The following is a 24,907-nucleotide window of genomic DNA, read 5'->3' on the forward strand; positions in this document are numbered from 1 at the left end:
TTCCGCCTCGCGATAGCTGAAACCGGCGGCCTTGGATACCCTGCTGTTGAGAGGCGCTGCGCGAGGATCCGAGGGGGACCCGTTGGAAGATCATGATTCCGTTGTAGCCGGGTCCCTGGAGCAATACGGTGCCCTGTTGCCCCGGCTGAATGCGGCCTCCGAGGCGATCGGGAACGCCATCCGCGCCCGGCTCCGCGACGACGGCCTCAACCACCACACCGTGCAGGCCCGGGTCAAGGACTCCGACTCGGTCAAGGAGAAACTGGGCCGTCTGACCACCGACGGCAGATTCAAGTACGAACGCGGCCTTGAACAGCTGGACGACCTCATTGGCGTCCGGATCATCATGTTCCTGGAACCGGACATTGCGGACGTCGCTACGGCCCTGAAGGGGCAGTTCAACTGCCGCGAGGACGACGACAAGACCAGCTCGCAGCGGCGGAACGGCCAGATCGGCTATGCCGGCCGGCACCTCATCCTCGAAGTCCCTGCCGGGAACGTTCCCGTGGGCTGCCACCCGTTCGTCGGGGACCGCTTCGAAGTCCAGATCCGGACGGTGCTGCAGCACGCATGGGCCGCCTTTGAGCATGACATCCGGTACAAGGGGCTCGCCGAGGCCAACGCGGAAGTGGACCGGGCGTTCACCATGGCGTCGACCTTGATCGAACTCGCCGACGCCCAGTTTTCGGCGATCAACGACATCGTCAAACGCCGCCAGGCCGAAAGCACGGCCGAGTTCGCCGCGAACCCTGCGACCGAGTTGACCGGGGAGATCCTGCACGACATGCTGGCCCGCCTGCTGCCCGAGCACCCCCGGAGCCAGGCCCGGCAGTACGGCTGGCTGGGCGACGTACTGGCAAGCAACGGCGTGCGGACAGTGGCCGACGCCGAGCAGTTGTTCGGTGCCGCCGACTGGTCCGGTGTGGCGAAGCGAATGGACTACAAATTCCCCGCTGGCCATGTGCGGATTGCCGACGACTTCCTGCTGAAAACCTGGGGCATGGACTACATCGCACGGACCAAGTCCCTGGGCGGCGATCCCAAACGGGAGGCGAAGCTGACCTTCCGGCTGGAGCGGATGCAGGACTGAACCGTTGGAAGCCATCAACCGGCGTCTCCTCAGCTGGGCCTCCATCCTGGACGAAGAGACCCGCAGGCAGGCCGTCGCCACGTCCCAATTGCCCATCATCTACCCTCACCTTGCCCTGATGCCGGACGCCCACTTGGGCAAGGGCGCCACAGTGGGCTCCGTAATCCCCACGGTGGGAGCCATCATCCCGGCCGCGGTGGGAGTGGACATCGGCTGCGGCATGATCGCCGTCCGCACCCAGTACGTGTTCAAGGACCTGCCCAAAGGCCTCCAGCGGCTGCGCCAGGCAATCGAGCGGGCCATACCCTTGTCCGCCGGCCACTTCAACCGCAGGATCTCCGCCACGGCCGGCCCCCGGCTCGCAGAGCTGCGGCGGCTGGCGGCGAAGGCGGGCTTCGACCCCGCACGGTACGCGGCGAACTGGGAGCTGCAGCTGGGCTCGCTGGGCTCGGGCAACCACTTCATCGAGGTGTGCGTGGATGAGAACGCCGCGGTCTGGCTGTTCCTGCATTCGGGCTCCCGTGGGGTGGGCAACAAGATCGCCCAGCACCACATCGCGGAGGCCCGGAGCGTCGCCCTGCGCCGGCACATCGCCCTGCCGGACCGGGACCTCGCCTACCTCGAGGAAGGCACCCCCGAATTCCTGCGCTACATCAGGGAACTGCGCTGGGCGCAGCAGTTCGCCTTGTTGAACCGCGAGGAAATGATGGACCGGGTGGTGCAGCAGTTCGAGTCCTGGATCGGCGGGCCGGTCCGGGAACTCGAACGGATCAACTGCCACCACAACTTCACCGCGCAGGAAACGCACTACGGCAAGTCCGTCTGGGTCTCGCGCAAGGGCGCCATCAGGGCACAGGCCGGCGATCCCGGTCTGATTCCCGGGTCCATGGGCACGGCGTCCTACATCGTCGTCGGGCGGGGGAACCCGGCGTCGCTGAATTCCGCACCGCACGGCGCCGGCCGGGAGTTCTCCCGCACCGCGGCCCGGAAGGCGTTTTCGCTCGCCCAGCTGAAGACCGCCATGCAGGGCATCGAATTCCGGCCCAGGGAGGCCTTCATCGACGAGATCCCCGCCGCGTACAAGCCGATCGACCTGGTGATGCGCGACTCCGCGGACCTCGTCAGGGTGCGGCACAAGCTCCGGCAGCTCGTCAACGTCAAAGGCGACTGACCCGCCGCGGGGAGCGAATCCAGGGCCCGCATGTGACGCTGCATGAACCCGCGTGACCCCGGGTTTCCGCACCATTGAACCCGGTTCCCAGCCGTCCCTAGGGTGAGTCCATGACCACTTCGGAACGGTTCACCGGCCCCTCCCGCGGGGCGCTTCAGGGGCGATGTCGCCGGCGCTGACCACCGCCCGGCCCACCCGCACCCTCCACGAACAGGATCCTTCCATGTCATCCACCCCCGACAAGCCCACCCCCGGCACCACCCGGATCGTCGCCGGCGAAACGGCCAAGCCGAAACGCAAGCGCACGCTCGAGATCAGCGTCGCCGCCGCCCTGGCCCTGCTGATCGGAGCCGGCGCCGCCGTCGCCTCGACGGTGCCCCGCGACAACGACGCCGAGGCAGCACCGGCCGCCGGCACCACCGCAGCCGCTGCGCAGCTCAAACTCGGCTACTTCGGCAACATCACCCACGCCCCGGCCTTGGTGGGGGTAAGCAAAGGGTTCATCGCCAAGGAGCTGGGCCAGACCAAGCTCACCACCGAGGTCTTCAACGCCGGCCCCGCCGCGATCGAGGCGCTGAACGCCGGCGCCATCGATGCGAGCTACATCGGCCCGAACCCGGCGATCAATTCCTTCGTGAAGAGCAAAGGCGAATCGATCAACATCATCGCCGGGGCAGCCGCGGGCGGTGCTCAGCTGGTGGTTAGGCCGGACATCACCTTGCCGGCGGAACTCAGGGGCAAGACGCTCGCCAGCCCGCAGCTCGGCGGTACCCAAGACGTGGCACTGCGCGCGTGGCTCGGAAAGCAGGGCTTCAACACATCCCCTGGCGGCGGTGGGGACGTGACCATCAACCCCACCGAGAACGCCCAGACGCTGAAGCTGTTTCAGGACGGCAAGCTCGACGGCGCCTGGCTTCCGGAGCCGTGGGCCTCGCGGCTGGTGCTCCAGGCCGGCGCGAAGGTACTGGTGGACGAGAAGGACCTCTGGGATGGTTCGCTCACAGGCAAGCCCGGCGAGTTCCCCACCACCGTGCTGATCGTCAACAAGAAGTTCGCCGCCCAACATCCGGCCACGGTGAAGGCCCTGCTGAAGGGTCATGCGGAGTCCGTGCAATGGCTGACCGCCGCCTCCGCAACCGAGAAGGCCGGGGTCCTCAACGCCGCGCTAAAGGAGTCCGGCGGTGCGGCGCTCCCGGACGACGTCGTCGCCCGCTCGCTGAAAAACATCGTCTTCACCGTCGACCCGCTCGCCGGGACATACAAGAAACTGCTCCAGGACGGCGTCGATGCCGGCACCACCAAACAAGCGGATATCAACGGCATCTTCGACCTGAGCACGCTCAACTCGGTGTCCGGAACGAAGACCTCCGCGCGGGGGCTCGGCAAGGATTGACTCCCGCCCGCTCTGCCACCACTAGTTAGGACGTGACCATGCCAGTCGTACTGGAAAACCTGGGGAAACGCTTCGGCGCCGGCGCCCCGGTGCTGGACGGCGTCAACGCCAGCATCGGGCAGGGCGAGTTTGTCGCCCTGCTCGGTGCGTCCGGCTGCGGCAAGTCCACCCTGCTGAACATCATCGCCGGGCTGGAAGCCCCGACGTCGGGCGCCCTGGAAGTGCCCAGCGACGGCGCGGCCAACATGTTCCAGGACGCGGCCCTCTTCCCCTGGCTCACCGCCCGGGAAAACGTGGAGCTCGCCCTCAAACTGCGTGGGGTCGGCAAAGCCGAACGCCGGGTGCAGGCCGAGGGGCTGCTGGACCTGGTGCACCTGGGCGGGGCGGGGGAGAAGCGCCCGCACGAACTTTCCGGCGGCATGCGCCAGCGCGTGTCCCTGGCCCGTTCCCTGGCCCAGGACCGGCAGCTGCTCCTCATGGACGAACCGTTCGCCGCGCTGGACGCGATCACCCGCGACCTGCTGCACGACGAGCTGGAACGGATCTGGAAGGAAACCGGCCGCACGATCGTCTTTGTCACGCACAACGTCCGGGAGGCCGTCCGGCTCGGCCAGCGCGTGCTGCTGCTCTCCTCGCGGCCCGGCCGCGTGGTCCAGGAATGGCAGGTCTCCGAGGAACACCGCACCGACGCCGGCCTGGCAGGCCAGCTGACCGGCATCATCACCGCCCGGCTACGCGAGGAGATCCGCCGTCATGCCAAATAGCCAAGCCCCCGTCGCGGAAGCCCCGGCCGAGACGCACAAGGTGCATGCCGCCCTGACCCGGACCTCGACGAGCCCGGCCGATCTGCGCGAACTCGAAGCCGGGCTTGACTCGCTCCAGTCCGACGCCGTCCGCAGGACCCGCATCGACTGGAGCCGGATCCTGTTGCCGGTCGCAGCGCTCGCCGTGCTCATCGTGGCGTGGCAGGTGTACGTCTCCCTGGGCATCAAACGCCGCGACCTGGTGCCCGGACCACTGGACGTGATCGGCCAGCTCGGGACCCTCGGGGGAGAAGGCAAGCTGCAGGAAGCGGTCTGGACTTCGCTGCAGCGCGGCGTCGCGGGCTTCCTGATCAGTGTGGTCATCGCGACGCCGGTGGGGCTGCTGCTGGCCCAGGTCGCCCCGCTCCGGCGTGCTTTCGGGCCGCTGATTTCGGGGCTGCAGGTGCTGCCGTCGGTGGCGTGGGTGCCGGCCGCCATCATCTGGTTCGGCCTGAGTGATGCCACCGTGTACTTCGTCGTGCTGATGGGTGCCATCCCGTCGATCATCAATGGCCTGATCTCCGGCGTCGACCAGATTCCGCCGCAGTACCGCCGGGTCGGAGCGGTCCTGGGTGCCTCCCGCCTCCAGCTTGCGCTGCAGATCGTCCTCCCGGCCGCACTGCCGGGCTACCTCGGCGGCCTCAAGCAGGGCTGGGCCTTCTCCTGGCGCTCGCTCATGGCCGCGGAAATCATCACAGTGGGCGGCAGCATGGGCTTCGGCCTCGGGTCGATGCTGAACCAGGGCCGCGACCTAGCGGACATGACCATTGTGCTGGCCGCGATCCTGCTGATCCTTGCCGTCGGCATCCTGGTGGAACTGCTGGTCTTCGGCCCGGTCGAAAAGCGTCTGCTCCGCCGCCGGGGACTCCTCACCGGCAGCACCCGGTAGATCCCCGGCCCTACAGAACGGGAAAGCCCGACGGCGAAAATCGCCGTCGGGCTTTCGGGTGTCACTTCGCAGCCGGCCCAAAACCGCCATATCGCCTTGGCGCCACAAGCCCCTTGCTCCGCCGGGGCGCCGTCCCTACACTCACGGCTATAGGCCGGTTTGCGGCCGATCCATCCCGAATCCAAGGAGGCAGCCGTGGCGCCAAAATTTGGAGTGCTGGCACTGGTCGAGGCAAAGCTGGGGAAAGAACAAGAGGTCTGGGACTTCCTCAATGGAGCCCGCGACGCTGTGCTCAAGGAACCCGGCACACGGACCTGGTATGCCTTCCGGGTCAACGAGTACACCTTCGGCATCTTCGACACCTTTGACACGGAGGAAGCCCGCCAGGCGCATCTAAACGGTGCCATCCCCGCGGCCCTCGGCGAACACGGCCCCACCCTGCTGTCAAAGGACCCCGACATCAAACTGGTCGAAGTTATCGCCGTGAAATAGCGGGCGCCAAGCCCCAACGAGCCAGCCTCTGCCAGGTTCGCCGGCCGAACGGGGGCATGTTGACACGGACACGCCGACCTTACTGCCGGATACGGCCGCTCCGCTGACCAAAGTGCCCCCGGACGGCGGAACCCCGGCCCGCGGAACGGGACAGCGCACGCGACGCCACAGGTTACGCCCCGTGACCCTGCGTGAACTGGTGTTTCCGCACCGTTGTCCCTCTCTCGGACGCCACCCTACTGTCGATGCATGGCAATCCAGGACATCTACCCCGCGGCCCTGCGCTTGCTCGGCCGGCCCGTGCTGGTGGTCGGCGGCGGCCCCGTCGCAGCACGCCGCGCCCGGGGACTGCTCGACGCCGGCGCCCGAGTCACCGTAGTGGCGCCGCTAGCCTGCCCCGCCCTGAACGACCTGGCCGAGGCAGGGCTGCTGAGTTGGCAGCCCCGGCCCTACCGCAGCTCCGACGTCGAGGGGGCTTGGTTCGTCCAGACCGCCACCGGCGACGCCGCCGTGGACGCGCAGGTCGCCGCCGACGCCGAGGCACAGCGGATCTGGTGCGTCAACGCCTCCGACCACGAGGCGTCCGCCGCCTGGACGCCCGCCGTCGCGGTCGTCGACGACGTCCAGATCGCCGTCAACGCCGGGGGAGACCCGCGCCGCGCCATGGCGCTGCGCGACGCCGTCGCCACCGCCCTCGCTGCCGGGGACCTGCCGCTGCGCCGGCACCGGGTTCCGGCAAGACATTCAGCCGCCGGCGCCGGCATGGTGGCCCTCGTGGGCGGCGGCCCGGGCGATGCCGGGCTGATCACCGTCCGCGGCCGGCGGCTCCTGGGCCAGGCCGACGTCGTCGTTGCTGACCGGCTCGGCCCGCGTGATCTGCTCGGCGAACTTGCCCCGGATGTCCGTGTGATCGAGGTCGGCAAGACCCCCGGCCACCATCCGGTCCCGCAATCCGACATCAACCGGATCCTCGTGGACGAGGCCCTCGCCGGCCACCGCGTGGTCCGGCTCAAGGGTGGCGACCCGTATGTTCTTGGCCGCGGCGGTGAAGAGGCCGAGTTCTGCCGCCAGCACGGCGTCGAGGTGGAAGTCGTTCCCGGCGTGACCTCGGCAATCTCCGTCCCCGCCGCCGCCGGCATCCCGGTCACGCACCGCGGCCTCGCCAAGGGTTTCAGCGTGGTCACCGGCCACGAGGAGCTCAGCGAAGTGCCCGCCCGAGCCGACCACACTGTGATCCTGCTCATGGGCGTGGGGCAGCTGCGCGAATCCGCGGCCTCGCTGGGACGCGCCGGTTTGCCAGCCGGGACACCTGTTGGCATCGTAGAGAATGGATACCTGCCTAACCAGCGGGTGACCATCGGAACGCTCGAAACCATCGCGGACCAAGCGGAGGCCGCAGGCGTGGCGAACCCTGCCGTGATCGTGATCGGCGACGTGGTCCGGGTCAGCCCGTTCGCGCCGTCGCACTTCAAGACCGCGGACTACAGCACCACGTCCCCGAACGCTCCGCGCGTCCCCGCCCGTTAGCACCATCCGCACCACCCAACTAGCTCGCAATAGTTGTCGTTATGAGCCCTCAAAACGACAACTACTGCGAGTCAGTTGGGCCGGAACGACCCAAAGGAACACAGCCGTGTCAACGAACACCACCGTAGGAACCGCCGCCCGCCCGCTGCGCGTCGCCGTCGTCGGTTCCGGACCTGCCGGCGTCTACGCCGCGGACATCCTGACCAAGAGCGAGGCCGTCAAGACCGGCGAGCTCACCGTCAGCATCGACCTCTTCGACCGCTACCCGGCACCCTACGGCCTGATCCGCTACGGTGTGGCCCCCGACCACCCGCGCATCAAAGGCATCGTCAACGCCCTGCACAAGGTCCTGGACCGCGGCGACATCCGCTTCTTCGGCAACGTGGACTACGGCACGGACCTCACGCTGGAGGACCTCCGCACCCACTACGACGCCGTCATCTTCGCCACCGGCGCCATCAAGGACGCCGACCTGAACATCCCCGGCATTGAACTCGAGGGCTCCTACGGCGGGGCCGACTTCGTCTCCTGGTACGACGGCCACCCCGACGTGTCCCGTGAATGGCCGCTGGAGGCCAAGGAGATCGCCGTGATCGGCAACGGCAACGTGGCCCTGGACGTGGCCCGGATGCTCTCCAAGCATGCCGACGACCTGCTGGTCTCCGAAATCCCGGACAACGTGTACCAGGCGCTGAAGAACTCGCCGGTCACCGACGTCCACGTCTTCGGCCGCCGCGGCCCCGCCCAGGTGAAGTTCACCCCGCTGGAGCTGCGCGAACTGTCCCACTCCAAGGACGTCGACATCATCCTCTACCCCGAGGACTTCGAGTTCGACGCCGAATCGGACCGCCAGATCCAGAGCAACAACCAGACCAAGACCATGGTGGGCACGCTCACCAACTGGATCGCCGAGCAGCCCGAGGACCCTTCCGAGCTCACCGCGTCCCGCCGCCTGCACCTGCACTTCCTGCACAGCCCGGTGGAGGTGTACGACGGCGCCGCGACGCCGGGCAAGGTGGCCGGCATCAAGTTCGAGCGCACCGAACTGGACGGCACGGGCAACGCCCGCGGCACCGGCGAGTTCATCGACTACCCGGTCCAGGCCGTCTACCGCGCCATCGGCTACTTCGGTTCCGCCCTCCCCGAGGTCGAGTTCGACCACAGCAAGGGCGTAGTCCCGAACGACGGCGGCCGTGTCCTGGACGCGTCCGGCGCCCACGTGCCCGGCATCTACGCCACCGGCTGGATCAAGCGCGGCCCGGTCGGCCTGATCGGCCACACCAAGGGCGACGCGCTGGAAACCGTGACCTACCTGCTGGAGGACCGCGAATCCCTTCCGTTGGCCGCGGCGCCCGCCCCGGAGGCGATCGTCGGACTGCTGGAAGACCGCGGCGTGCAGTACACCAGCTGGGAAGGCTGGCTCGCCCTGGACGCACACGAACGGTCCCTCGGCGCCCAGGCGAGCGCGGCTCCTGGCAGTGTCCAGCGTGAACGCATCAAGGTGGTCCCGCGCGAGGACATGGTGGAAATCTCCCGCGGCGGCGTCGCAGCGGAGGTCTGAGCGCCCCGCGTTGTTCCCGATAGGCGGCATTCCCGACGGGTAGTCAGTAGGCTTACCGTTATGGACACCGCCAGCCACCCAGGATCCCGCCGATGAGGCTCCGTCACAGCAACGCGTCCGGCCGCGGGTACCGCCGGGTTCCCGCCGGGACGGGGTTCAGCTACAAGGACCTTGACGGCTCCACCCTGCCGGCCGGGCCGGTGCGGGAGCGGCTGGAAAGTATCGGCATCCCGCCGGCCTGGACCGACGTCTGGATCGCGCCCTACGAGAACGGCCACATCCAGGCCACCGGGGTCGATGCCGTTGGCCGCCGCCAGTACATCTACCACCCCAGCTGGCGGGAGCGGAAGGACCGGCTGAAGTTCGACCGTTCCCTCCAGCTCGCGGAAACCCTGCCGAGCGCGCGCCGGCTCGTGACCCTGGACCTGCGCTCCGAGGGGCTCACCCGGGAGCGGGTCCTCGCCGCCGCCTTCCGGATGCTCGACAGCGGCTCCCTGCGCGTGGGCTCCGAACGGTACACCAACGAAAACGGCAGCCACGGCCTCGCCACCCTGCTCTGCGCCCATGTGAAGGTGCGCAAGGACGAACTCCGCCTCAGCTTCCCGGCCAAGAGCGGCAAGAACTGGGAGTCCAGGATCGACGACGCCGACCTGGCCGACGTCGTCCGTTCGCTCAAGCGCCGCGGCGGGAACGCCCGCCTGCTGGCCTACAAGAACGGCCGCAGCTGGCACCCGGTCACCAGTTCCGAGATCAATGACTACGTCAAGGAACGCACCGGCGGGGACTTCACCGCGAAGGACTTCCGGACCCTGCGCGGCACCGTCGCAGCGGCCGTGAGCCTGGCCCGCAGCGGACCCCAGACCAAGGTCTCCGCCCGGAAACGCGCCGTCAGTCGAGCCATGGTCGACGCCGCCGCGGTGCTCGGCAACACGCCGTCGATCGCCCGGAAGAGCTACGTGGATCCGCGCCTGCTGGATCACTTCGCGGCCGGGGAAACGATCGACCCGAAGCGGCTGGATTCCGCCGAATCGGAAATCCGCGCACTGCTCTACCAGGAGGGCGCTGTCGTCCCGCTGCGCTGAGGGTCTGCCCGCCGCCCGCCGGTCAGAACTCGGCGTTGATGAATCCGATGATGATCGCCGTCCACCAGCACGCCTGCGAGATGACCAGGCACACCAGCAGGTGGACGCGCTGGCCTACGGTCAGTCCCTGGAAGGGGGTGTCCGGCGGCAGATGGACCAGCCGTCGCATCAGCGGAATGAGCATGATGCCGTTCAGGCTGAGCACCAGCACGGCGGCGAGTTTGACGTCCGTCATCGGGTTGTTCAGATGCGGGTTCAGGAACACCCCGGTCGCCAGCAGGCCGGCGAGGCCCGCCCAGATCAGCGGGGTGGCTGCGCCGTCGAGCCGGATGGTTTCGGCCAGCTTGCGGCGGCCAAGGAGCCACAGGAACCCGTGCCAGTCGACCAGGAGGATGGCGCCGAAGGACACCACAAGGGACACGACGTGCAGGACGACGGCGATGTCGTGTTCGTAGCCGCCGACCCGGACCGCAGTGGACATCGTGACCGACAGCAGCCACGCGGCAGCCGCCACCGTTGACAACACGACCACCAGGCGGCGGGTGGACCGCTCGGATTCACGATGGCGCCGGATGGTGCGCCTGCTGACTGGGACGTAGCTCATGGCCTGACCTCGACAAGCCGATCCGCCGCTCGCGGACGGCGCCGCCCGGAAGGGCAGGAAACGCGGTTCCGGGCCTAGCTAAAACGATATCCCCGGTCCCTCCCGGCAACAAGGACGGAAAGGGACCCTACATGCGCCCGAACCGCGCACGGAGCAACGCAAAGACGCCGTACGCGATGAAGCCGGCTCCGATGGCCAACAGCAGGTACGGCCCGAAGGGGTGGTGCTGAAGCGCCTTGAGGCTGCCGTCCAGCCCGGTGGACGAACGCGGGTCGTCGGTGGCTGCGGCGATGACGAACAGCAGGCCGGTCAGCACCAGCGCCAGGCCCTTGGCCACATGGCCGGCAACCCCCAGGACGCTGACCAGGTGGCCCCGGTGCGTGCCTTCGAAGTGCGCCAGTTCTTCCTTGAACTTCTTTCCGAGGCCTTTGACCACAAAGTACACGCCGATTCCGCCCACGGTGAGGCCCAGCCCGATCAGCAGCGGCCCGCCGAGCGGGCGGTTCATCAGGGCCTCGCTGAACGCGGCGGTGGAATCGCCGGAGTCACTCCGGAAGCCCAGCGCGAAGCTGGCGAAGGTGAAGCCGATACTGCCGTAGGCGATGGCCAGGAAGCCCGAGGAGACCAGCTTGCCCAGCCGTTCGCCGCGCGGCAGGTGCCGCGCCCGCAGGGTCGCTTCACTCAGCTGCCAGAGGGCCAACCCGGCGCAGCCAACGCAGCAGGCCCAGAGCACGGCCGGACCCCAGGGGTTGGCCGCGAGCTGCTCGATCGCGCCGGTGGGCTCGGCCTGGCCCGGCGCGCCCAGAACCAGTGCGACGGCGATTGCGCCGATCAGGATGTGGAGCACGGCCATCACGGCGAATCCCCAGCGCGCGACGACGTCGAGCAGCCTGCTGTTGGAGGCGGCCTCGGCGGCATCCGCCGCATCGCCGATGACGGCCTCCGGCGGCGGCCCAAGCTGCCTGTGGGGGAGCTCCCCGCTGACTTCTTCCATTGCTTCGAGCTTACGCGTAACGGGCCGCTGGTCCGGAAGTTCGGTCCGGAAGTTCGGTCCGGAAGTTCGGTCCGGCGTGCGCCGGCCCGAAACCGGGGGCTACCAAGTTGTTGGTAAGTGTGCTTACTATATCGGGGGTGCGGCGTCGCATGTGGCCGCATCATTTTCGGATTCGAATTCACACGATAGGAAGCTCACCATGGCAGGTAATCTTGTTGCCCGATCCATCCACGACCTGACCGCCGGCGCCTGGTTCGGCGGTTCGCTGATGGGCGCCATCGGGCTGAACGGCGCGACGGCGGAGGCCAAGGATCCCGCCGAGCGCACCCGCTTGTCCAGCCTTGGCTGGAAGAAGTGGGCCCCCTACCAGACGGCCGCCTTCGGCGCGCACTTCCTTTCCGGCCTCGCCATCATGTGGGAGAACAAGGGCCGGATGGCCAAGCAGGACGGAGTTACCCGGCTGAGCATCTACAAGTCCGTCGTCACCCTGGCCGGTGCCGCCGTGACACTGTACGCCGGCCTGCAGGGCGCAAAGGTGGACAAGCTCGCCGCTGAAGGAGCCAAGGGTGCCACCGAGCCCAAGCCCGGCGCCTCGGAGGAACTCCGCTCGGCGCAGCAGCAGCTGAAGGTCCTGCAGTGGGCCATCCCGGTCTTCGCCGGCTGGGTTATCGTCCTCGGCGCCAAGCACGGCGAGATGCAGCGGCCCAAGAACGTCTTCAAGGGCCTCTCCCGCTAGTCCGGGGCACTACTGGCCACATCGCGACCGTCCCCGGATGGGCGCGATGTGGCCTTCCTGTTGTCCGGGCGCCTATTGTCGGGGTGCGCCAACGCGTTGCCAGGGCCGGCGGGGCTGCGTCAGCGCGGGTGCCGGGCGCTGAGCCGCTGCACGGCCAGCGCCAGCCAGAGCTGTACCCGGTCCGCGGTCTGGGCCGGGTCGTAGCCGGTCAGCTCGGTGATTTGGGCCAACCTGTAGCGCACCGTGTTGCGGTGCAGGGTGAGCTCTTCGGCCACGGCGGCGACCGAGCCGTTGTTGCTCAGGTAGCTCTCGAGCGTGGTCATCAGTTCGGCGCCGTGGGCGGCGTCGAAGTTGCGAAGCGGGTTCAGCGACTCGTTCGCCATATCCGCCAGCGGAACGTCCTCGCTGGCCAGCAGCAGCGACGTCAGGCTCAGCCGCTCCGGCTCGTTGACGGGCAGCCCGTGGCTCGCCGCGTCGCGGGCCTCGAAGTAGCTCCAGCGCAGGCCGTTCGGTTTGGTATACGCCCCGCCGATGCCGATCGTCGCGTGGATCCCCGCCTCGGCGAGGTGGTCGCTGAGGCTGCGCGCCAGGGCGCTGGCGCCGCTGCCGTCGTCGTGGACCAGCACCACCAGGTCCTTGCCGACGACGGCGGTCACCGCCGTCGCCAGCGGCTGCGGCAGCGAGGAACTGCCCAACTGCTTCGCGTGGGCCGCCGATTCCGCCAGCAGGACGACGTTCTTGCGGGTGCTGTTGACGCCGATGCCGGCGAGACGCCGGGTGGCCTCGGTGGTTTCGAGCGTCCCGTGGATCACGTCCTCAAGCACCTGCCCGGCCAGGGCGCGCTGGGCCTGGCGCTGCTTGACCATGTTGTTGAGCTCCACGCTGATCAGGTTCTGCGCATAGCCGACGATGCCCGAATCCTCGAATGGGTGACGCACCCAGAGCGTGCACGCGTCCCGCCGGCCGGTGGGGATCGGGTAGGAGGCCCAGCCGTCCGCCGTGGGGGAGGGGCTGCCCGCGGCGCTGTTGTAGAGCTGCGCGGTGAACTGCGTCAGGACAATCTCGGTGCGCAGCATCGAGCCGAGGTGCTTGAGCAGCTCGGCGAGGCCACCGCCGGTCAGCAGGGCGCGGGCCAGGACCTGGTGCCCGGCGATCAGGCGCTCCAGTTTGGCGTAGTGGTCCGCGGACTGGGCGTCGGCCACAAGCTTGCCGATCGCGATGAAGGGTGTCTCGTAGGGCACCTCCACCACCGGCAGGCCCCAGCGGTTGGCCTCGGCGATCAGGGCCGGCGGCACCGACTCGTGCGTCAATCCCACCCCGAAACCAATGCCCACCGCCCCGGCGCGCTGGACCTGGCGGACAAAGCGGCGCTGATCGGGGGCGGTCCGCAGCCGCATCCCCGTGGTCAGGACCAGTTCCCCGCCGTTCAGGAAGCGCTGCGGGTCCTCCTGCTCCGTCACCGCCACCCAGTGGATATCCTGGTGCCAGGTGGTCTCGGCGAGGCCCGATTTCGTCAGCTTGAGGGACGGAACCCCCAGCAGGGCCGCCAGTGAAATTGCCATGGAATCAGGATAGCCGGGGGCTGGTCAACCGCACTAAAGGGCTTCGACTTCGGTGTGCAGCTGCCTATTCCCTGCCTTGCGCGCCTGGCATAGGCTCGGAGCAGTCGCAGATCCCCTCATCCCTGCCTTTTTGAGGCCAGCACGAAAGAGGTTGTACACCGTGGTTCAAACCTTGCAGAACTTCATCAACGGCGAGTTCGTCACCCCCGCCGGCACCGCCCTGCTGGACGTCGTCAACCCCACCAACGGGGAAGTCGTGGCCAAGTCGCCGGTTTCGGTGCAGGCCGACGTCGACGCCGCCATGGCCGCCGCGAAGGACGCCTTCGCCAGCTGGAAGCACGTCACCCCCGGCCAGCGCCAGCTGATGCTCCTCAAGCTCGCCGACGCCGTCGAGGCCAACAGCGACGAACTCGTCGAGGCCCAGCACCGCAACACCGGCCAGGTCCGCTCCCTGATCGCCTCCGAGGAAATTGCCGCCGGAGCCGACCAGCTGCGCTTCTTCGCCGGAGCCGCCCGGATCCTGGAAGGCAAGTCCGCCGGCGAGTACTTCGAGGGCCACACCTCCTACGTGCGCCGCGAACCGATCGGCGTCGTCGCCCAGGTCGCCCCGTGGAACTACCCCTTCCTGATGGCCATCTGGAAGATCGGCCCCGCCCTCGCGGCCGGCAACACCGTGGTGCTCAAGCCTTCGGACACCACACCGGAATCGACCCTGGTCCTGGCCCGCCTGGCCGGCGAGATTTTCCCGGCAGGCGTGCTCAACGTGGTCCTCGGTACCGGTGAAACCGGCGCGCTGATGGTGGAGCACAAGGTCCCCGGCCTCGTGTCCATCACCGGCTCCGTCCGGGCCGGCATCGCTGTCGCCTCCGGCGCCGCCAAGGGCCTGAAGCGTGCACACCTGGAACTGGGCGGCAAGGCACCCGCGATCGTGTTCAAGGATGCGGACATCAAGAAGAGCGCCGCGGCCATCGCCGAGTTCGCCTTCTTCAACGCCGGCCAGGACTGCACGGCGATCACCCGGGTCCTGGTTGAGGACTCCGTGCACGACGACGTCGTGGCCGCCATGGTGGAACACACCAAGACGCTGCACACGGGCTCACAGAACGACGAAGACAACTACTTCGGCCCGCTGAACAACGTCAACCACTTCAACGCGGTCACCTCCGTCGTCGAGCACCTGCCGGAGAACTGCAAGATCGAGACCGGCGGCCACCGCGCGGGGGAGAAGGGCTTCTTCTTCGAGCCCACCATCATCACCGGCGCCAAGCAGAGCGATGACATCGTGCAGAAGGAAACCTTCGGCCCCGTCATCACGGTGCAGAAGTTCAGCACCGAGGCCGAGGCCGTTGAGCTGGCCAACGACGTCGACTACGCGCTGGCCTCCAGCGTCTGGACCACGGACCACGGCACGGCCATGCGGCTCAGCCGGGACCTGGACTTCGGCGCCGTCTGGATCAACACCCACATCCTGCTCACCGCCGAAATGCCGCACGGCGGGTTCAAGCAGTCCGGCTACGGCAAGGACCTCTCGATGTACGGCGTCGAGGACTACACCCGCATCAAGCACGTCATGAGCGCATTGGATGCATAACGCTGTCGCGTAACTGATCCGGCTTCGCCGCCCCTCCCACGTTTAGAAAGGCTTCCCCCATGACCACCACAGCAAACGACATCACCTACCGTCTTGAGCAGAAGCGCCGCGTCCAGGCCGACTTCCCGGGACCCAAGTCCGTGGCCCTGACCGAGCGCCGCAAGTCCGTCGTGGCTTCCGGCGTCGCGTCCAGCGTCCCGGTCTACGTCGCCGACGCCGACGGCGGCATCATCCAGGACGTCGACGGCAACTCCTTCATCGACCTCGGTTCCGGCATCGCCGTGACCAGCGTCGGCGCCTCGGACCCCGCCGTCGTGGGCGCAGTGAAGGAAGCCGTGGAGCACTTCACCCACACCTGCTTCATGGTCACCCCCTATGAGGGCTATGTCGCCGTCGCGGAACAGCTGAACCGCCTGACCCCGGGCGACCACGAGAAGCGCACCGTGCTGTTCAACTCCGGTGCCGAAGCCGTGGAAAACGCCGTCAAGGTGGCCCGCCTCGCCACCGGCCGGGACGCCGTCGTCGCCTTCGACCACGCCTACCACGGCCGCACCAACCTGACCATGGCGCTGACCGCCAAGGCCATGCCGTACAAGACCAACTTCGGCCCGTTCGCGCCCGAGGTCTACCGCATGCCGATGAGCTACCCGTACCGCGAGGAAAACCCGGAGATCACCGGTGCCGAGGCCGCCAAGCGCGCCATCACCATGATCGAGAAGCAGATCGGCGGCGAGCAGGTTGCCGCGATCATCATCGAGCCCATCCAGGGCGAGGGCGGCTTCATTGTCCCGGCCGAGGGCTTCCTGCCGGCACTCGCGGCCTGGGCGAAGGACAAGGGCATCGTCTTCATCGCCGACGAGGTCCAGTCCGGCTTCTGCCGGACCGGCGAATGGTTCGCCGTGAACCACGAAGGTGTTGTTCCGGACATCATCACCATGGCCAAGGGCATTGCCGGCGGCATGCCGCTCTCCGCCATCACCGGCCGCGCCGAGCTGCTCGACGCCGTCCACCCGGGCGGCCTCGGCGGCACCTACGGCGGCAACCCGGTGGCCTGCGCCGCGGCGTTGGCCTCCATCGGCTCCATGGAGCAGTACGACCTCAACGCCCGGGCCCGCCACATCGAGGAACTCGCCCTGGGCAAGCTGCGCGAGCTCGCGTCCGAGCTCACGGTGGTCGGCGACGTCCGCGGCCGCGGCGCGATGCTGGCGATCGAACTGGTCCAGGCCGGTTCCAAGGAGCCGAACCCGGAGCTGACCAAGGCCGTTGCCGCCGCCTGCCTCAAGGAAGGCGTCATCATCCTCACCTGCGGCACCTACGGCAACGTGATCCGTCTGCTCCCCCCGCTGGTGATCAGCGACGAGCTGCTGCTCGACGGACTCGAGGTCCTGGCCGCGGCGGTCCGCGCCAACGCCTAGGCACGGCCCAGCAGGGGGAGACCCCGAAGGAACGCACAGAAGCAACGCACAGAAGCAACGTGGACGAGCCGCGGACTGGGAAGTCCGCGGCTCGTCCACGTTCGGGTGCTGTTGCTCCGGCGCCTACCGCCAGGAGCTGGCGTCGAGCTGGATCGCGACGACGTACAGATGCCGGCCCTGCTCGATCTTCTCGACCTCGTAGACCCGCACCTTGGTCTGCGGCACCGCGGTGCCTGGCCGGCCGACGCCGATCCCGTAACTGAGGACCCCCTCAAAATCGCCGGCCGGGGCGTAGCGGGTAAGCGCACGGTAGCCGATCGAGGGTTTCGGGCTGCTCTTAATGGTGCTGGCCTTCCCGTCCACGGTATGTGCCTGGGCGCCGTGGAACACTACTTTCAGGATGGCGCCCGAGCCGGGCATCGGCACGGGCAGGCCGCTGCCGTCGGCGAGCAGTTCGGGGACGAACGAGATGTCGTAGCTGGGGAAGGCGCCGTTGAAGCGGAAGCTCAGCTGGTCATAGGGCGGGGTGTCGGAGGGGTGCTGGCCGGCGCCGATCGCGTACAGCGTGGGCAGCGGTGCCGCCGGCGGCGGAGCCAACGGTACGGGGTTGCTGTGCGTGGTCTTGAACGGCGTCTTCGCTCCTGGCCATGCCCAGTCGTGGGTGATGGTCGAGGAGAGCACGCGGTCGCCGTCCTGCGGTGCCTTGGTCTCATCGGAATCCGGCGGCAGCGTGGCGGTGGCCGAAGTTGACGGCGTCGAACTGCTGGACGGGGCAACCGAGGTGGCGGAAGCGGTGGAGGTCGGCGTCCCGGATGCCGTCGAGGTCGCCGGCGCAGTGCTGGTCCCGGACGGCTGGGGTGGGGACGGGGTACAACCGGTCAGTGCGAGCAGGAAAATCAACAGTCCCAGTCCGCTATTTCGTGCCGCGAACCCGTGGTTCCTGATCAGACTCATGGTGAGCTCCCCTCCACGCGTTCAGCGTAGACCTCGGAAACTTAGGCGGCGCAGGGCCAAAAGTCACCCACATTTCGGCGCGGCGCTGGGCTAGAGTCTTTCCTACCACTGCAGGAACGCAGACCGGCCGACGTCGCCCGGAACCCCCGGAGCCAAGCTGGATTCTGCCCCAGACCCATAAGGGGTTCTTACATGCGATACGTAGTTGGCTACACACCCAACGACCGCGGCGCCGACGCCGTCGCCCTCGCCTCCGCCATGGCCCGTGCCCAGGGTGCCCACCTGGACCTGGTCCATGTAGTGGACCGGAACACCCCCTATGTCGCGCTGAACCCGCAGGGCAACCGTGTCAGCGCCGCAGAGCAGTCCGTGCTCACGGCGGAGCGGCAGGGCCTTGCCCTCGTTCCGGAGGGCCTGGAGGCCAGGTTCCACGTGCGGCAGGCGGACTCGTTCGCCGCCGGGCTGATCRACGCTGCCAAGGAGTACCGCGCCGGCCTGATCGTGGTGGGGGCCGCCAACAGCGGCCTGTTCAAGCGGTACAGCGTCGGCAGCGTGGCCAACGCACTCCTGCATGCTTCCCCGGTCCCGGTTGCCCTGGCCCCCCGCGGCTACCGGCACACGGATCCGATCACCCGGCTGACCCTCGCGGTCGGCGAGCGCACCGGCGCCGAGGCAGCAATCGACGTCGCGATCGAGTCGGCCGCCCRCCGCGGAGTTCCGCTGCGGCTTGTCTCCCTGGTCGAACTGGACGCCGAGGGCGACGGCGGCGAAAACGTCAACGCCGCGCATGTCCACGCGAACACGGTCCTCAAAGCCGCCGCCGCTCGCCTGCCCGAAGGCCACCACGTGAGCGTGGAGGTCGCGCACGGACGGACCATTGAGGAGGCTATCGATGACCTCGAATGGGACGACGCCGAGATCATGATCGTGGGCTCCTCCCGCCTGGCCGAGAAGAACAAGCTCTTCATCGGCAGCACGGCCAACAAGGTGCTCCGCGCCCTGCCGGTCCCCATGGTCGTGGTGCCGCGCGACTACGTCCGCATCGACACCAGCCCGGAGGACTAGGCCCACCCGCAGCCGAAAGAGGGGAGTTCTCCGGGGCCGGTCAGGCGGCGGCGCGGGCCAGCCTGCGGGTCACGGAGTTCCTCCGGGCCGTGCGCAGCATGTCCACGGTCAGCAGCGCCAGCGCGAGCCAGACGACGCCGAAGCCCACCCAGCGCTCCGGGGTCATGGCCTCCCTGAAGACCACCAGCGCGACGATGAACTGCAGCACCGGGGCGAAGTACTGGAGCAGCCCGATCGTGGTCATCGGCAGCCGCCGGGCGGAAGCGCCGAAGAAAAGCAGCGGGACGGCCGTAATGACGCCGGACGCGGCGAGCAGCCAGAAGTGCCCGGCGCCGTTGTTGGTCAGCGTGGCGGCCCCGGTCACGGCCAGTACGACCATGGCCGCCCCGGCGATGGGTGCCAGCACGATCGTCTCGACGGAGAGGCTGGTGAGGGCGTCGGCCCGCGGACCCACCCGCTTCTTGACGAAACCGTAGAGGCCAAAACTGAAGGCCAGGGTCAGGGCGATCCAGGGCAGTTTGCCGTAGGAATACGTCAGCACGCCCACCGCAACGAACCCGACGCCGACGGCGGTCCACTGCAGCGGCCGCAGCTTCTCCTTCAGGACGAAAACGCCCAGCAGCACCGAGACGAGCGGGTTGATGAAGTAGCCCAGCGATGTTTCCACGGCCTGGCCGGTGGTCACGCCGTAGGTGTAGGTCAGCCAGTTGATTGCGATCAGGCCGGCCGCGAGGGCCAGCGGGCCCATGACGGTGCGGTTCCGGAACGCGGCGCCGATCACCCGCCAGGAGCGGGTGACGGTGATCAGCAGGACGCAGAACAGCAGCGACCACACCACCCGGTTGGCCACGATTTCGACGGCGCTGGCCGGGTGCAGCACGAAGAAGTACAGCGGAAGCAGCCCCCACAAACCGTAGGCGCCGATGCCGAACAGGATCCCCGCCGTCGTGTCCTTGTCCACTGCCTTGAGTGCGGGGGCGTTGGCGGCGGGACCGCTGGCGGCGACACCGCCGGGCCCGTCGCCGGCGGCTCCGGCAGCGGGGGCAGCGCCGCCCGGGGACGTCAGGGTTGCGGGGGGACGGGATCCGTCGGAGATAGGCACAAGATCAATAACACCACCCCCGGTGGCCCTATTCCTGCCGCCTGGCGCTGCAGGACGGCCCCGGAACCTGCGATCTTCCTCACTTGGACCCACGCCGTGGCGCGGACATTTAGAATTGGGGAACTGTGCGCCGTATCTGCCGGCGCATTCGCCAAGACTCAGAAGGGCTCCCGGTGTCCAACTCGGCCGAAACCTCGCCTAAAAGTCCGTCCAAACGTCCCCTCCGCGTTGCGATTGTCGGCGCCGGACCGGCCGGCGTCTACGCCGCGGACATCCTGACCAAGTCCAACGAGGTCAAGGACGGCGACTTCGAGGTCAGCATCGACCTGTTCGAGGCCTACCCGGCGCCTTATGGCCTGATCCGCTACGGCGTAGCGCCCGACCATCCGCGCATCAAGGGGATTGTCAACGCCCTGCACAAGGTGCTGGACCGCGGCGACATCCGGTTCCTCGGCAACGTCAGCTACGGCAGGGACCTGACCCTGCACGACTTCCGCGCTTTCTATGACGCCGTCATCTTCGCGACGGGCGCCATCAAGGACGCGGACCTGGACATCCCCGGCATCGATCTCGAGGGTTCGTTCGGCGGGGCGGACTTCGTCTCCTGGTACGACGGCCACCCGGACGTGCCGCGCGACTGGCCGCTGGAGGCCAAGGAGATTGCCGTGATCGGCAACGGCAACGTGGCCCTGGACGTGGCCCGGATGCTGGTGAAGCACGCCGATGACCTGCTGGTCACCGAGATTCCGGACAACGTGTACCAGGCGCTGAAGAACTCGCCGGTGACCGATGTGCACGTCTTCGGCCGCCGCGGCCCGGCCCAGGTGAAGTTCACCCCGCTGGAACTGCGCGAACTCAGCCACGCCAACGATGTGGACATCGTCCTCTACCCGGAGGACTTCGAATTCGATGAAGCCTCCGACGAGGCCATCCGCACGAACAACCAGATCAAGACCATGGTGAACACCCTCGGCAACTGGCTCGTCGAAGAGCACGCCGAAGCCGAGGAGCCGTCCTCCCGACGCCTGCACCTGCACTTCCTGCACAACCCCGTCGAGATTCTCGGTGAAGAAACAGGCGACGCCGCGCACCCGGGCAAGGTGGCGGGCATCAAGTTCGAACGCATGCAGCTGGACGGCACCGGCAACGTCAAGGGCACCGGCGAGTTCGTCGAATACCCGGTCCAGGCCGTCTACCGCGCCATCGGCTACCACGGCTCCCAGCTCGACGAGCTTGAGTACGACGCACGGCGCGGCGTCATCCCCAACGAGGGCGGCAGGGTGCTGGATGCCGACGGCAAACCCGTGCCCGGCATCTACGCCACCGGCTGGATCAAGCGCGGCCCCGTCGGCCTGATCGGACACACCAAGGGCGATGCGCTGGAGACCATCGGCTTCCTGCTCGAGGACCGGCTGAGCCTCCCGCCGGCCAAGAACCCGGATCCTCAGGCCATCATCGACCTGCTCGAGGAACGCGGCATCGAGTACACCACCTGGGAAGGCTGGAACAAGCTGGACGCCCACGAACTCGCCCTGGGCGCGGCGTGGTCCGCTGACCACGCCGACGGCGGTGTGGTGCGCGAACGGATCAAGGTGGTCCCGCGGGAAGAGATGATCGAGATTTCCCGCGGCTAAGCCGCGCGCTACCCCTCTGGCGGGGCTCCCGTACGCCCCGTACACTCGATGAAACGACGCTGCCTAAGGCATGCCGTCGCGCGCCGAAGAAGGTGTCCGCCAGGTGGGAGTTCAATGAGGAATCCGGTCGAGCAGACGGGCCCGCACGGCTCCGGCCGGGGCCTGAGCCCGGAGTTGCGCCAGCAGTACGCCTTCGCAGGCCATGAACAGCTGGACTCCCTCGGGCTGAAGGGCGAGCAGCTGCCCGGGCTCCGCAGCCTGATCCGCGAGTCCTGGCAGCGGTCCGCGCAACTGCACGCCAACCCGGACAACCCCGAAGCCCCGCTGGCCATGGACCGGGAGGAACTCGAGGAATACCGCCGGCAGCACCCGCTGGCCGCGATCATGCCCGTGATCCACAAACTCCTCGTCCTGCCCAGCCACGACAGCGGCATGCTGGTGGCCGTCGGAGACGAAGTGGGCCGGCTGCTCTGGGTCGAAGGGGACCCCGCCATGCAGCGCCGCGCCGAGGGAATGATGTTCGTCCCGGGCGCGGACTGGTCAGAGGCCACCGTGGGCACCAGCGCCCCCGGCACGGCGCTGGCCCTGGGCCGCGGCATCCAGATCGCCGGCGCAGAACACTACAAGCGCTCGGTCCACCCCTGGAGCTGCACGGCCGTGCCGTTCCACGATCCGGATTCCGGTGCGCTGCTGGGCGTAGTCGACATCACCGGCACCGAATCCGCCGTCGCGCCGCACACCCTGTCCCTCGTCGAGGCGACGGTCGCCGCCGCCCAGGCGCACCTGCGGGTGGAACGGCTCCAGCTTGCCGCCGCCCGGCAGGCCGCGCCTGCTCGACGCCGGCAGGCTGCCGTGTCCACCAACGGCGGCAGCAGCGCTCCGAAGGCCGGACCCAGTGCCGCGGGAACGCGCGCCTGGGCCTCGGGCAGCCTCTACCGCAACAGCCTGCAGCTGCTCGGCCGGGACCAGGCGGTGCTCAGCATCGACGGCCGCACTGTCACGCTCTCCGCCCGGCACAGCGAGATTCTTGCCCTGCTCAGCACGCACCCGGCGGGCCTCACCGCGGAGGAGCTGGCCGCCCTGCTCTACCCGCATGACGGCGCCACCATGACGCTGCGCGCCGAAATGGTGCGCCTGCGCAAGGTCCTGCAGCAGCTCAACCCGGCCGCCGTTCCGGAGTCCCGGCCCTACCGCCTGCCGATGGACCTGATGCCGGATTCCGGCCAGGTGCTCAGCTGCCTGCAGCGCGGAGCCCACCGGATCGCGCTGGAAATCTACCGCGGTGCGGTCCTTCCCCGCTCCGAGGCACCGGGGATCACAGAGCTCCGCGGCCGGGTTGCGTCCCTGCTGCGCGAAGCCGTGCTGACCGACGGGAGCGCCGAATCGCTGCTGAAGTATGCGGAGCTGCCGGAAGCGCGCGACGACGTCGAGGTCCGCGCCGCCGCGCTGAAGCTGCTGCCGCCGCGCTCGCCCAAGCGGGCCGCCGTCGTCGCTGACCTGGAACGGCTGGAAGCGGAGCTCAGCGCCTGACGCGGTGACCCGCACCGACGAAGGAGTGATCCGGCTCACAAGGTTGCAACCTGCTTGCAACCTGCCCGCTCCTAGGCTGGTGCCAGCGGCGGCCGCAGAGATCCTGGCCGCTCCCGCCACCCATCTTGCACAGCAAAGGAGCTAGCAATGACTGTCTACGCACAGCCCGGAACCGAGGGTTCGAAGGTCACCTTCAAGGACCGCTACGAGAACTGGATCGGCGGCGAATGGGTCGCCCCGGTCAAGGGCCAGTACTTCGAAAACATCACGCCGGTGACGGGCAAGGCCTTCTGCGAGGTGGCCCGCGGCACCGCAGAGGACATCGAGCTGGCCCTGGACGCCGCCCATAAGGTTGCCCCGTCCTGGGGCAAGACCTCGGTGGCCGAGCGTGCGGCCATCCTGAACAAGATCGCCGACCGGATCGATGAGAACACCGAGATGCTCGCCGTGGCTGAGTCCTGGGACAACGGCAAGCCGATCCGTGAGACCCTCAACGCCGACATCCCGCTCGCCGCCGACCACTTCCGCTACTTCGCCTCCGCCGTCCGCGCCCAGGAAGGCCGGCTCTCCCAGCTCGACGACGACACCACCGCCTACCACTACCACGAGCCGCTCGGCGTCGTCGGCCAGATCATCCCCTGGAACTTCCCCATCCTGATGGCCGTCTGGAAGCTCGCCCCCGCGCTCGCCGCGGGCAACGCCGTCGTCCTCAAGCCGGCCGAACAGACGCCGTCCTCGATCATGGTGCTGATGGAACTCATCAGCGACCTGCTGCCGGCGGGCGTCATCAACGTCGTCAACGGCTTCGGCGTAGAGGCCGGCAAACCGCTCGCCTCCAGCCCGCGGATCCGCAAGATCGCCTTTACCGGCGAAACCACCACGGGCCGGCTGATCAGCCAGTACGCGTCCCAGAACCTGATCCCGGTCACCCTGGAACTGGGCGGCAAGAGCCCCAACATCTTCTTCAACGACGTCGCGGACAAGAACGACGCGTTCTACGACAAGGCACTCGAGGGCTTCACGCTCTTCGCCTTCAACCAGGGCGAAGTCTGCACCTGCCCGTCCCGGGCCCTGGTCCAGGAAGGCATCTACGACTCCTTCATGGCCGACGCGCTGGCCCGCACCCAGAAGATCATCCAGGGCAACCCGCTGGACACCGACACCCAGCTCGGCGCCCAGGCCTCCAACGACCAGCTGGAGAAGATCCTCTCCTACATCGATATTGGAAAGCAGGAGGGGGCCAAGGCGCTCACCGGCGGCGCCCGGGCCGAACTGTCCGGCGACCTCGCGGGCGGCTACTACGTCCAGCCCACCATCTTCGAGGGCCACAACAAGATGCGCATCTTCCAGGAGGAGATCTTCGGCCCGGTGGTGTCCGTGACCCGGTTCAGCGATTACAACGACGCCATGGGCATCGCCAACGACACCCTGTACGGCCTCGGCGCCGGCGTCTGGTCCCGCAACGGCAACGTCGCCTACCGCGCCGGCCGCGAGATCCAGGCGGGCCGGGTGTGGGTCAACAACTACCACGCCTACCCGGCCGGTGCCGCGTTCGGTGGCTACAAGTCCTCGGGCATCGGCCGCGAGAACCACGCCATGATGCTGGACCACTACCAGCAGACCAAGAACCTGCTGGTCAGCTACAACGAGAACAAGCTCGGCTTCTTCTAAGCCGGCGTGGCGGGGCGGACCTGGTCCGCCCCGCCTTTTCC

The 24,907-nt window shown here is 68.2% G+C and carries 21 protein-coding genes; 16 read left to right on the top strand and 5 right to left on the bottom strand.

All coding sequences use genetic code 11. The features are described from left to right. Positions 1-136 precede the first annotated feature (136 nt). The 9 genes from AC1DK9_RS02525 to AC1DK9_RS02565 all read left to right on the top strand — a co-directional run bounded on the left by AC1DK9_RS02525 (position 137) and on the right by AC1DK9_RS02565 (position 10,008). Positions 137-1,090: a GTP pyrophosphokinase gene (locus AC1DK9_RS02525; protein WP_476914914.1), complete on the top strand. Its 954-nt coding sequence runs from the start codon at positions 137-139 to the stop codon at positions 1,088-1,090. 4 nt (positions 1,091-1,094) lie between these two features. Next, positions 1,095-2,261 carry an RtcB family protein gene (locus tag AC1DK9_RS02530; RefSeq protein WP_476862472.1) on the top strand — a complete coding sequence of 389 codons (1,167 nt, stop codon included), beginning with the start codon at positions 1,095-1,097 and terminating at the stop codon, positions 2,259-2,261. Positions 2,262-2,484: 223 nt separating this feature from the next. After that, positions 2,485-3,654 (top strand): ABC transporter substrate-binding protein, encoded by a 1,170-nt coding sequence (locus AC1DK9_RS02535; RefSeq protein WP_476914915.1) that lies wholly within the window; start codon positions 2,485-2,487, stop codon positions 3,652-3,654. A gap of 38 nt (positions 3,655-3,692) precedes the next feature. Continuing rightward, on the top strand, positions 3,693-4,418 hold the full coding sequence (locus AC1DK9_RS02540) for an ABC transporter ATP-binding protein (protein WP_476862470.1): 726 nt from the start codon (positions 3,693-3,695) through the stop codon (positions 4,416-4,418). Then, on the top strand, positions 4,408-5,346 hold the full coding sequence (locus AC1DK9_RS02545) for an ABC transporter permease (protein WP_476862469.1): 939 nt from the start codon (positions 4,408-4,410) through the stop codon (positions 5,344-5,346). The genes AC1DK9_RS02540 and AC1DK9_RS02545 overlap by 11 nt, the downstream gene beginning before the upstream one ends. Before the next feature lie 195 nt (positions 5,347-5,541). Next, positions 5,542-5,838: a putative quinol monooxygenase gene (locus AC1DK9_RS02550; RefSeq protein ID WP_476862468.1), complete on the top strand. Its 297-nt coding sequence runs from the start codon at positions 5,542-5,544 to the stop codon at positions 5,836-5,838. A 249-nt stretch (positions 5,839-6,087) separates the two neighbouring features. Continuing rightward, complete coding sequence (gene cobA / locus AC1DK9_RS02555; protein ID WP_476914916.1) at positions 6,088-7,365, top strand: uroporphyrinogen-III C-methyltransferase; 1,278 nt, start codon at positions 6,088-6,090, stop codon at positions 7,363-7,365. A gap of 106 nt (positions 7,366-7,471) precedes the next feature. Beyond that, on the top strand, positions 7,472-8,926 hold the full coding sequence (locus AC1DK9_RS02560) for an FAD-dependent oxidoreductase (RefSeq protein WP_476914917.1): 1,455 nt from the start codon (positions 7,472-7,474) through the stop codon (positions 8,924-8,926). Between the two features lie 92 nt (positions 8,927-9,018). Continuing rightward, on the top strand, positions 9,019-10,008 hold the full coding sequence (locus AC1DK9_RS02565) for a DNA topoisomerase IB (protein ID WP_476862465.1): 990 nt from the start codon (positions 9,019-9,021) through the stop codon (positions 10,006-10,008). A gap of 22 nt (positions 10,009-10,030) precedes the next feature. On the opposite strand, the gene AC1DK9_RS02570 is transcribed toward AC1DK9_RS02565, so the two are convergent. Together AC1DK9_RS02570 and AC1DK9_RS02575 are read right to left on the bottom strand one after the other, a co-directional pair. Then, positions 10,031-10,612: a hypothetical protein gene (locus AC1DK9_RS02570; protein ID WP_476914918.1), complete on the bottom strand. Its 582-nt coding sequence runs from the start codon at positions 10,610-10,612 to the stop codon at positions 10,031-10,033. A 127-nt stretch (positions 10,613-10,739) separates the two neighbouring features. Then, positions 10,740-11,606, bottom strand: a complete 867-nt coding sequence (locus AC1DK9_RS02575; protein WP_476914919.1) for a DUF1206 domain-containing protein — start codon at positions 11,604-11,606, stop codon at positions 10,740-10,742. A gap of 199 nt (positions 11,607-11,805) precedes the next feature. Between AC1DK9_RS02575 and AC1DK9_RS02580 the strand changes: the two genes are divergently transcribed. Further along, complete coding sequence (locus tag AC1DK9_RS02580; protein WP_476914920.1) at positions 11,806-12,342, top strand: hypothetical protein; 537 nt, start codon at positions 11,806-11,808, stop codon at positions 12,340-12,342. A gap of 119 nt (positions 12,343-12,461) precedes the next feature. Here AC1DK9_RS02580 and AC1DK9_RS02585 read toward each other — a convergent pair whose 3' ends face one another. Continuing rightward, positions 12,462-13,904: a PucR family transcriptional regulator gene (locus AC1DK9_RS02585; protein WP_476914921.1), complete on the bottom strand. Its 1,443-nt coding sequence runs from the start codon at positions 13,902-13,904 to the stop codon at positions 12,462-12,464. A gap of 160 nt (positions 13,905-14,064) precedes the next feature. Between AC1DK9_RS02585 and AC1DK9_RS02590 the strand changes: the two genes are divergently transcribed. Together AC1DK9_RS02590 and gabT are read left to right on the top strand one after the other, a co-directional pair. Further along, positions 14,065-15,495 carry an aminobutyraldehyde dehydrogenase gene (locus AC1DK9_RS02590; RefSeq protein ID WP_476914922.1) on the top strand — a complete coding sequence of 477 codons (1,431 nt, stop codon included), beginning with the start codon at positions 14,065-14,067 and terminating at the stop codon, positions 15,493-15,495. A gap of 59 nt (positions 15,496-15,554) precedes the next feature. Beyond that, on the top strand, positions 15,555-16,910 hold the full coding sequence (gabT, locus tag AC1DK9_RS02595) for a 4-aminobutyrate--2-oxoglutarate transaminase (RefSeq protein ID WP_476862459.1): 1,356 nt from the start codon (positions 15,555-15,557) through the stop codon (positions 16,908-16,910). A gap of 123 nt (positions 16,911-17,033) precedes the next feature. Here the strand turns inward: gabT and AC1DK9_RS02600 are convergent, their stop codons facing one another. After that, positions 17,034-17,864, bottom strand: a complete 831-nt coding sequence (locus AC1DK9_RS02600; protein ID WP_476914923.1) for an AMIN-like domain-containing (lipo)protein — start codon at positions 17,862-17,864, stop codon at positions 17,034-17,036. A 192-nt stretch (positions 17,865-18,056) separates the two neighbouring features. Here AC1DK9_RS02600 and AC1DK9_RS02605 point away from each other — a divergent pair, with 192 nt between their 5' ends. Beyond that, positions 18,057-18,929: a universal stress protein gene (locus AC1DK9_RS02605; protein ID WP_476914924.1), complete on the top strand. Its 873-nt coding sequence runs from the start codon at positions 18,057-18,059 to the stop codon at positions 18,927-18,929. Positions 18,930-18,969: 40 nt separating this feature from the next. On the opposite strand, the gene rarD is transcribed toward AC1DK9_RS02605, so the two are convergent. Further along, the gene (rarD, locus tag AC1DK9_RS02610) at positions 18,970-20,040 is read right to left on the bottom strand and encodes an EamA family transporter RarD (RefSeq protein ID WP_476915234.1); all 1,071 of its coding nucleotides are present in this window, start codon (positions 20,038-20,040) and stop codon (positions 18,970-18,972) included. A 164-nt stretch (positions 20,041-20,204) separates the two neighbouring features. On the opposite strand from rarD, the gene AC1DK9_RS02615 reads away from it, so the two are divergent. The 3 genes from AC1DK9_RS02615 (at position 20,205) to exaC (ending at position 24,866) form a co-directional block, all read left to right on the top strand. Then, a complete protein-coding gene (locus tag AC1DK9_RS02615; protein ID WP_476914925.1) occupies positions 20,205-21,665 on the top strand; it encodes an FAD-dependent oxidoreductase in 1,461 nt (486 codons plus the stop codon). A 114-nt stretch (positions 21,666-21,779) separates the two neighbouring features. Further along, entirely contained in the window at positions 21,780-23,195 is a 1,416-nt protein-coding gene (locus tag AC1DK9_RS02620) for a GAF domain-containing protein (protein WP_476914926.1), read from the top strand. Between the two features lie 147 nt (positions 23,196-23,342). Next, a complete protein-coding gene (exaC, locus tag AC1DK9_RS02625; RefSeq protein ID WP_476862454.1) occupies positions 23,343-24,866 on the top strand; it encodes an acetaldehyde dehydrogenase ExaC in 1,524 nt (507 codons plus the stop codon). The last annotated feature ends 41 nt before the right edge of the window (positions 24,867-24,907 follow it).

This window comes from Arthrobacter sp. 01T414 (genome assembly GCF_056398965.1).

What these genes read in the sequence shown, in the direction of transcription:
- gabT (WP_476862459.1), top strand. Translation starts at nt 15,555, where the DNA reads ATGACCACCACAGCAAACGACATCACCTACCGTCTTGAGCAGAAGCGC.
- AC1DK9_RS02600 (WP_476914923.1), bottom strand. Translation starts at nt 17,864, where the DNA reads ATGAGTCTGATCAGGAACCACGGGTTCGCGGCACGAAATAGCGGACTG.
- AC1DK9_RS02565 (WP_476862465.1), top strand. Translation starts at nt 9,019, where the DNA reads ATGAGGCTCCGTCACAGCAACGCGTCCGGCCGCGGGTACCGCCGGGTT.
- exaC (WP_476862454.1), top strand. Translation starts at nt 23,343, where the DNA reads ATGACTGTCTACGCACAGCCCGGAACCGAGGGTTCGAAGGTCACCTTC.
- AC1DK9_RS02620 (WP_476914926.1), top strand. Translation starts at nt 21,780, where the DNA reads ATGAGGAATCCGGTCGAGCAGACGGGCCCGCACGGCTCCGGCCGGGGC.
- AC1DK9_RS02535 (WP_476914915.1), top strand. Translation starts at nt 2,485, where the DNA reads ATGTCATCCACCCCCGACAAGCCCACCCCCGGCACCACCCGGATCGTC.
- AC1DK9_RS02585 (WP_476914921.1), bottom strand. Translation starts at nt 13,904, where the DNA reads ATGGCAATTTCACTGGCGGCCCTGCTGGGGGTTCCGTCCCTCAAGCTG.
- AC1DK9_RS02575 (WP_476914919.1), bottom strand. Translation starts at nt 11,606, where the DNA reads ATGGAAGAAGTCAGCGGGGAGCTCCCCCACAGGCAGCTTGGGCCGCCG.
- AC1DK9_RS02540 (WP_476862470.1), top strand. Translation starts at nt 3,693, where the DNA reads ATGCCAGTCGTACTGGAAAACCTGGGGAAACGCTTCGGCGCCGGCGCC.
- AC1DK9_RS02545 (WP_476862469.1), top strand. Translation starts at nt 4,408, where the DNA reads ATGCCAAATAGCCAAGCCCCCGTCGCGGAAGCCCCGGCCGAGACGCAC.
- AC1DK9_RS02580 (WP_476914920.1), top strand. Translation starts at nt 11,806, where the DNA reads ATGGCAGGTAATCTTGTTGCCCGATCCATCCACGACCTGACCGCCGGC.
- AC1DK9_RS02570 (WP_476914918.1), bottom strand. Translation starts at nt 10,612, where the DNA reads ATGAGCTACGTCCCAGTCAGCAGGCGCACCATCCGGCGCCATCGTGAA.
- cobA (WP_476914916.1), top strand. Translation starts at nt 6,088, where the DNA reads ATGGCAATCCAGGACATCTACCCCGCGGCCCTGCGCTTGCTCGGCCGG.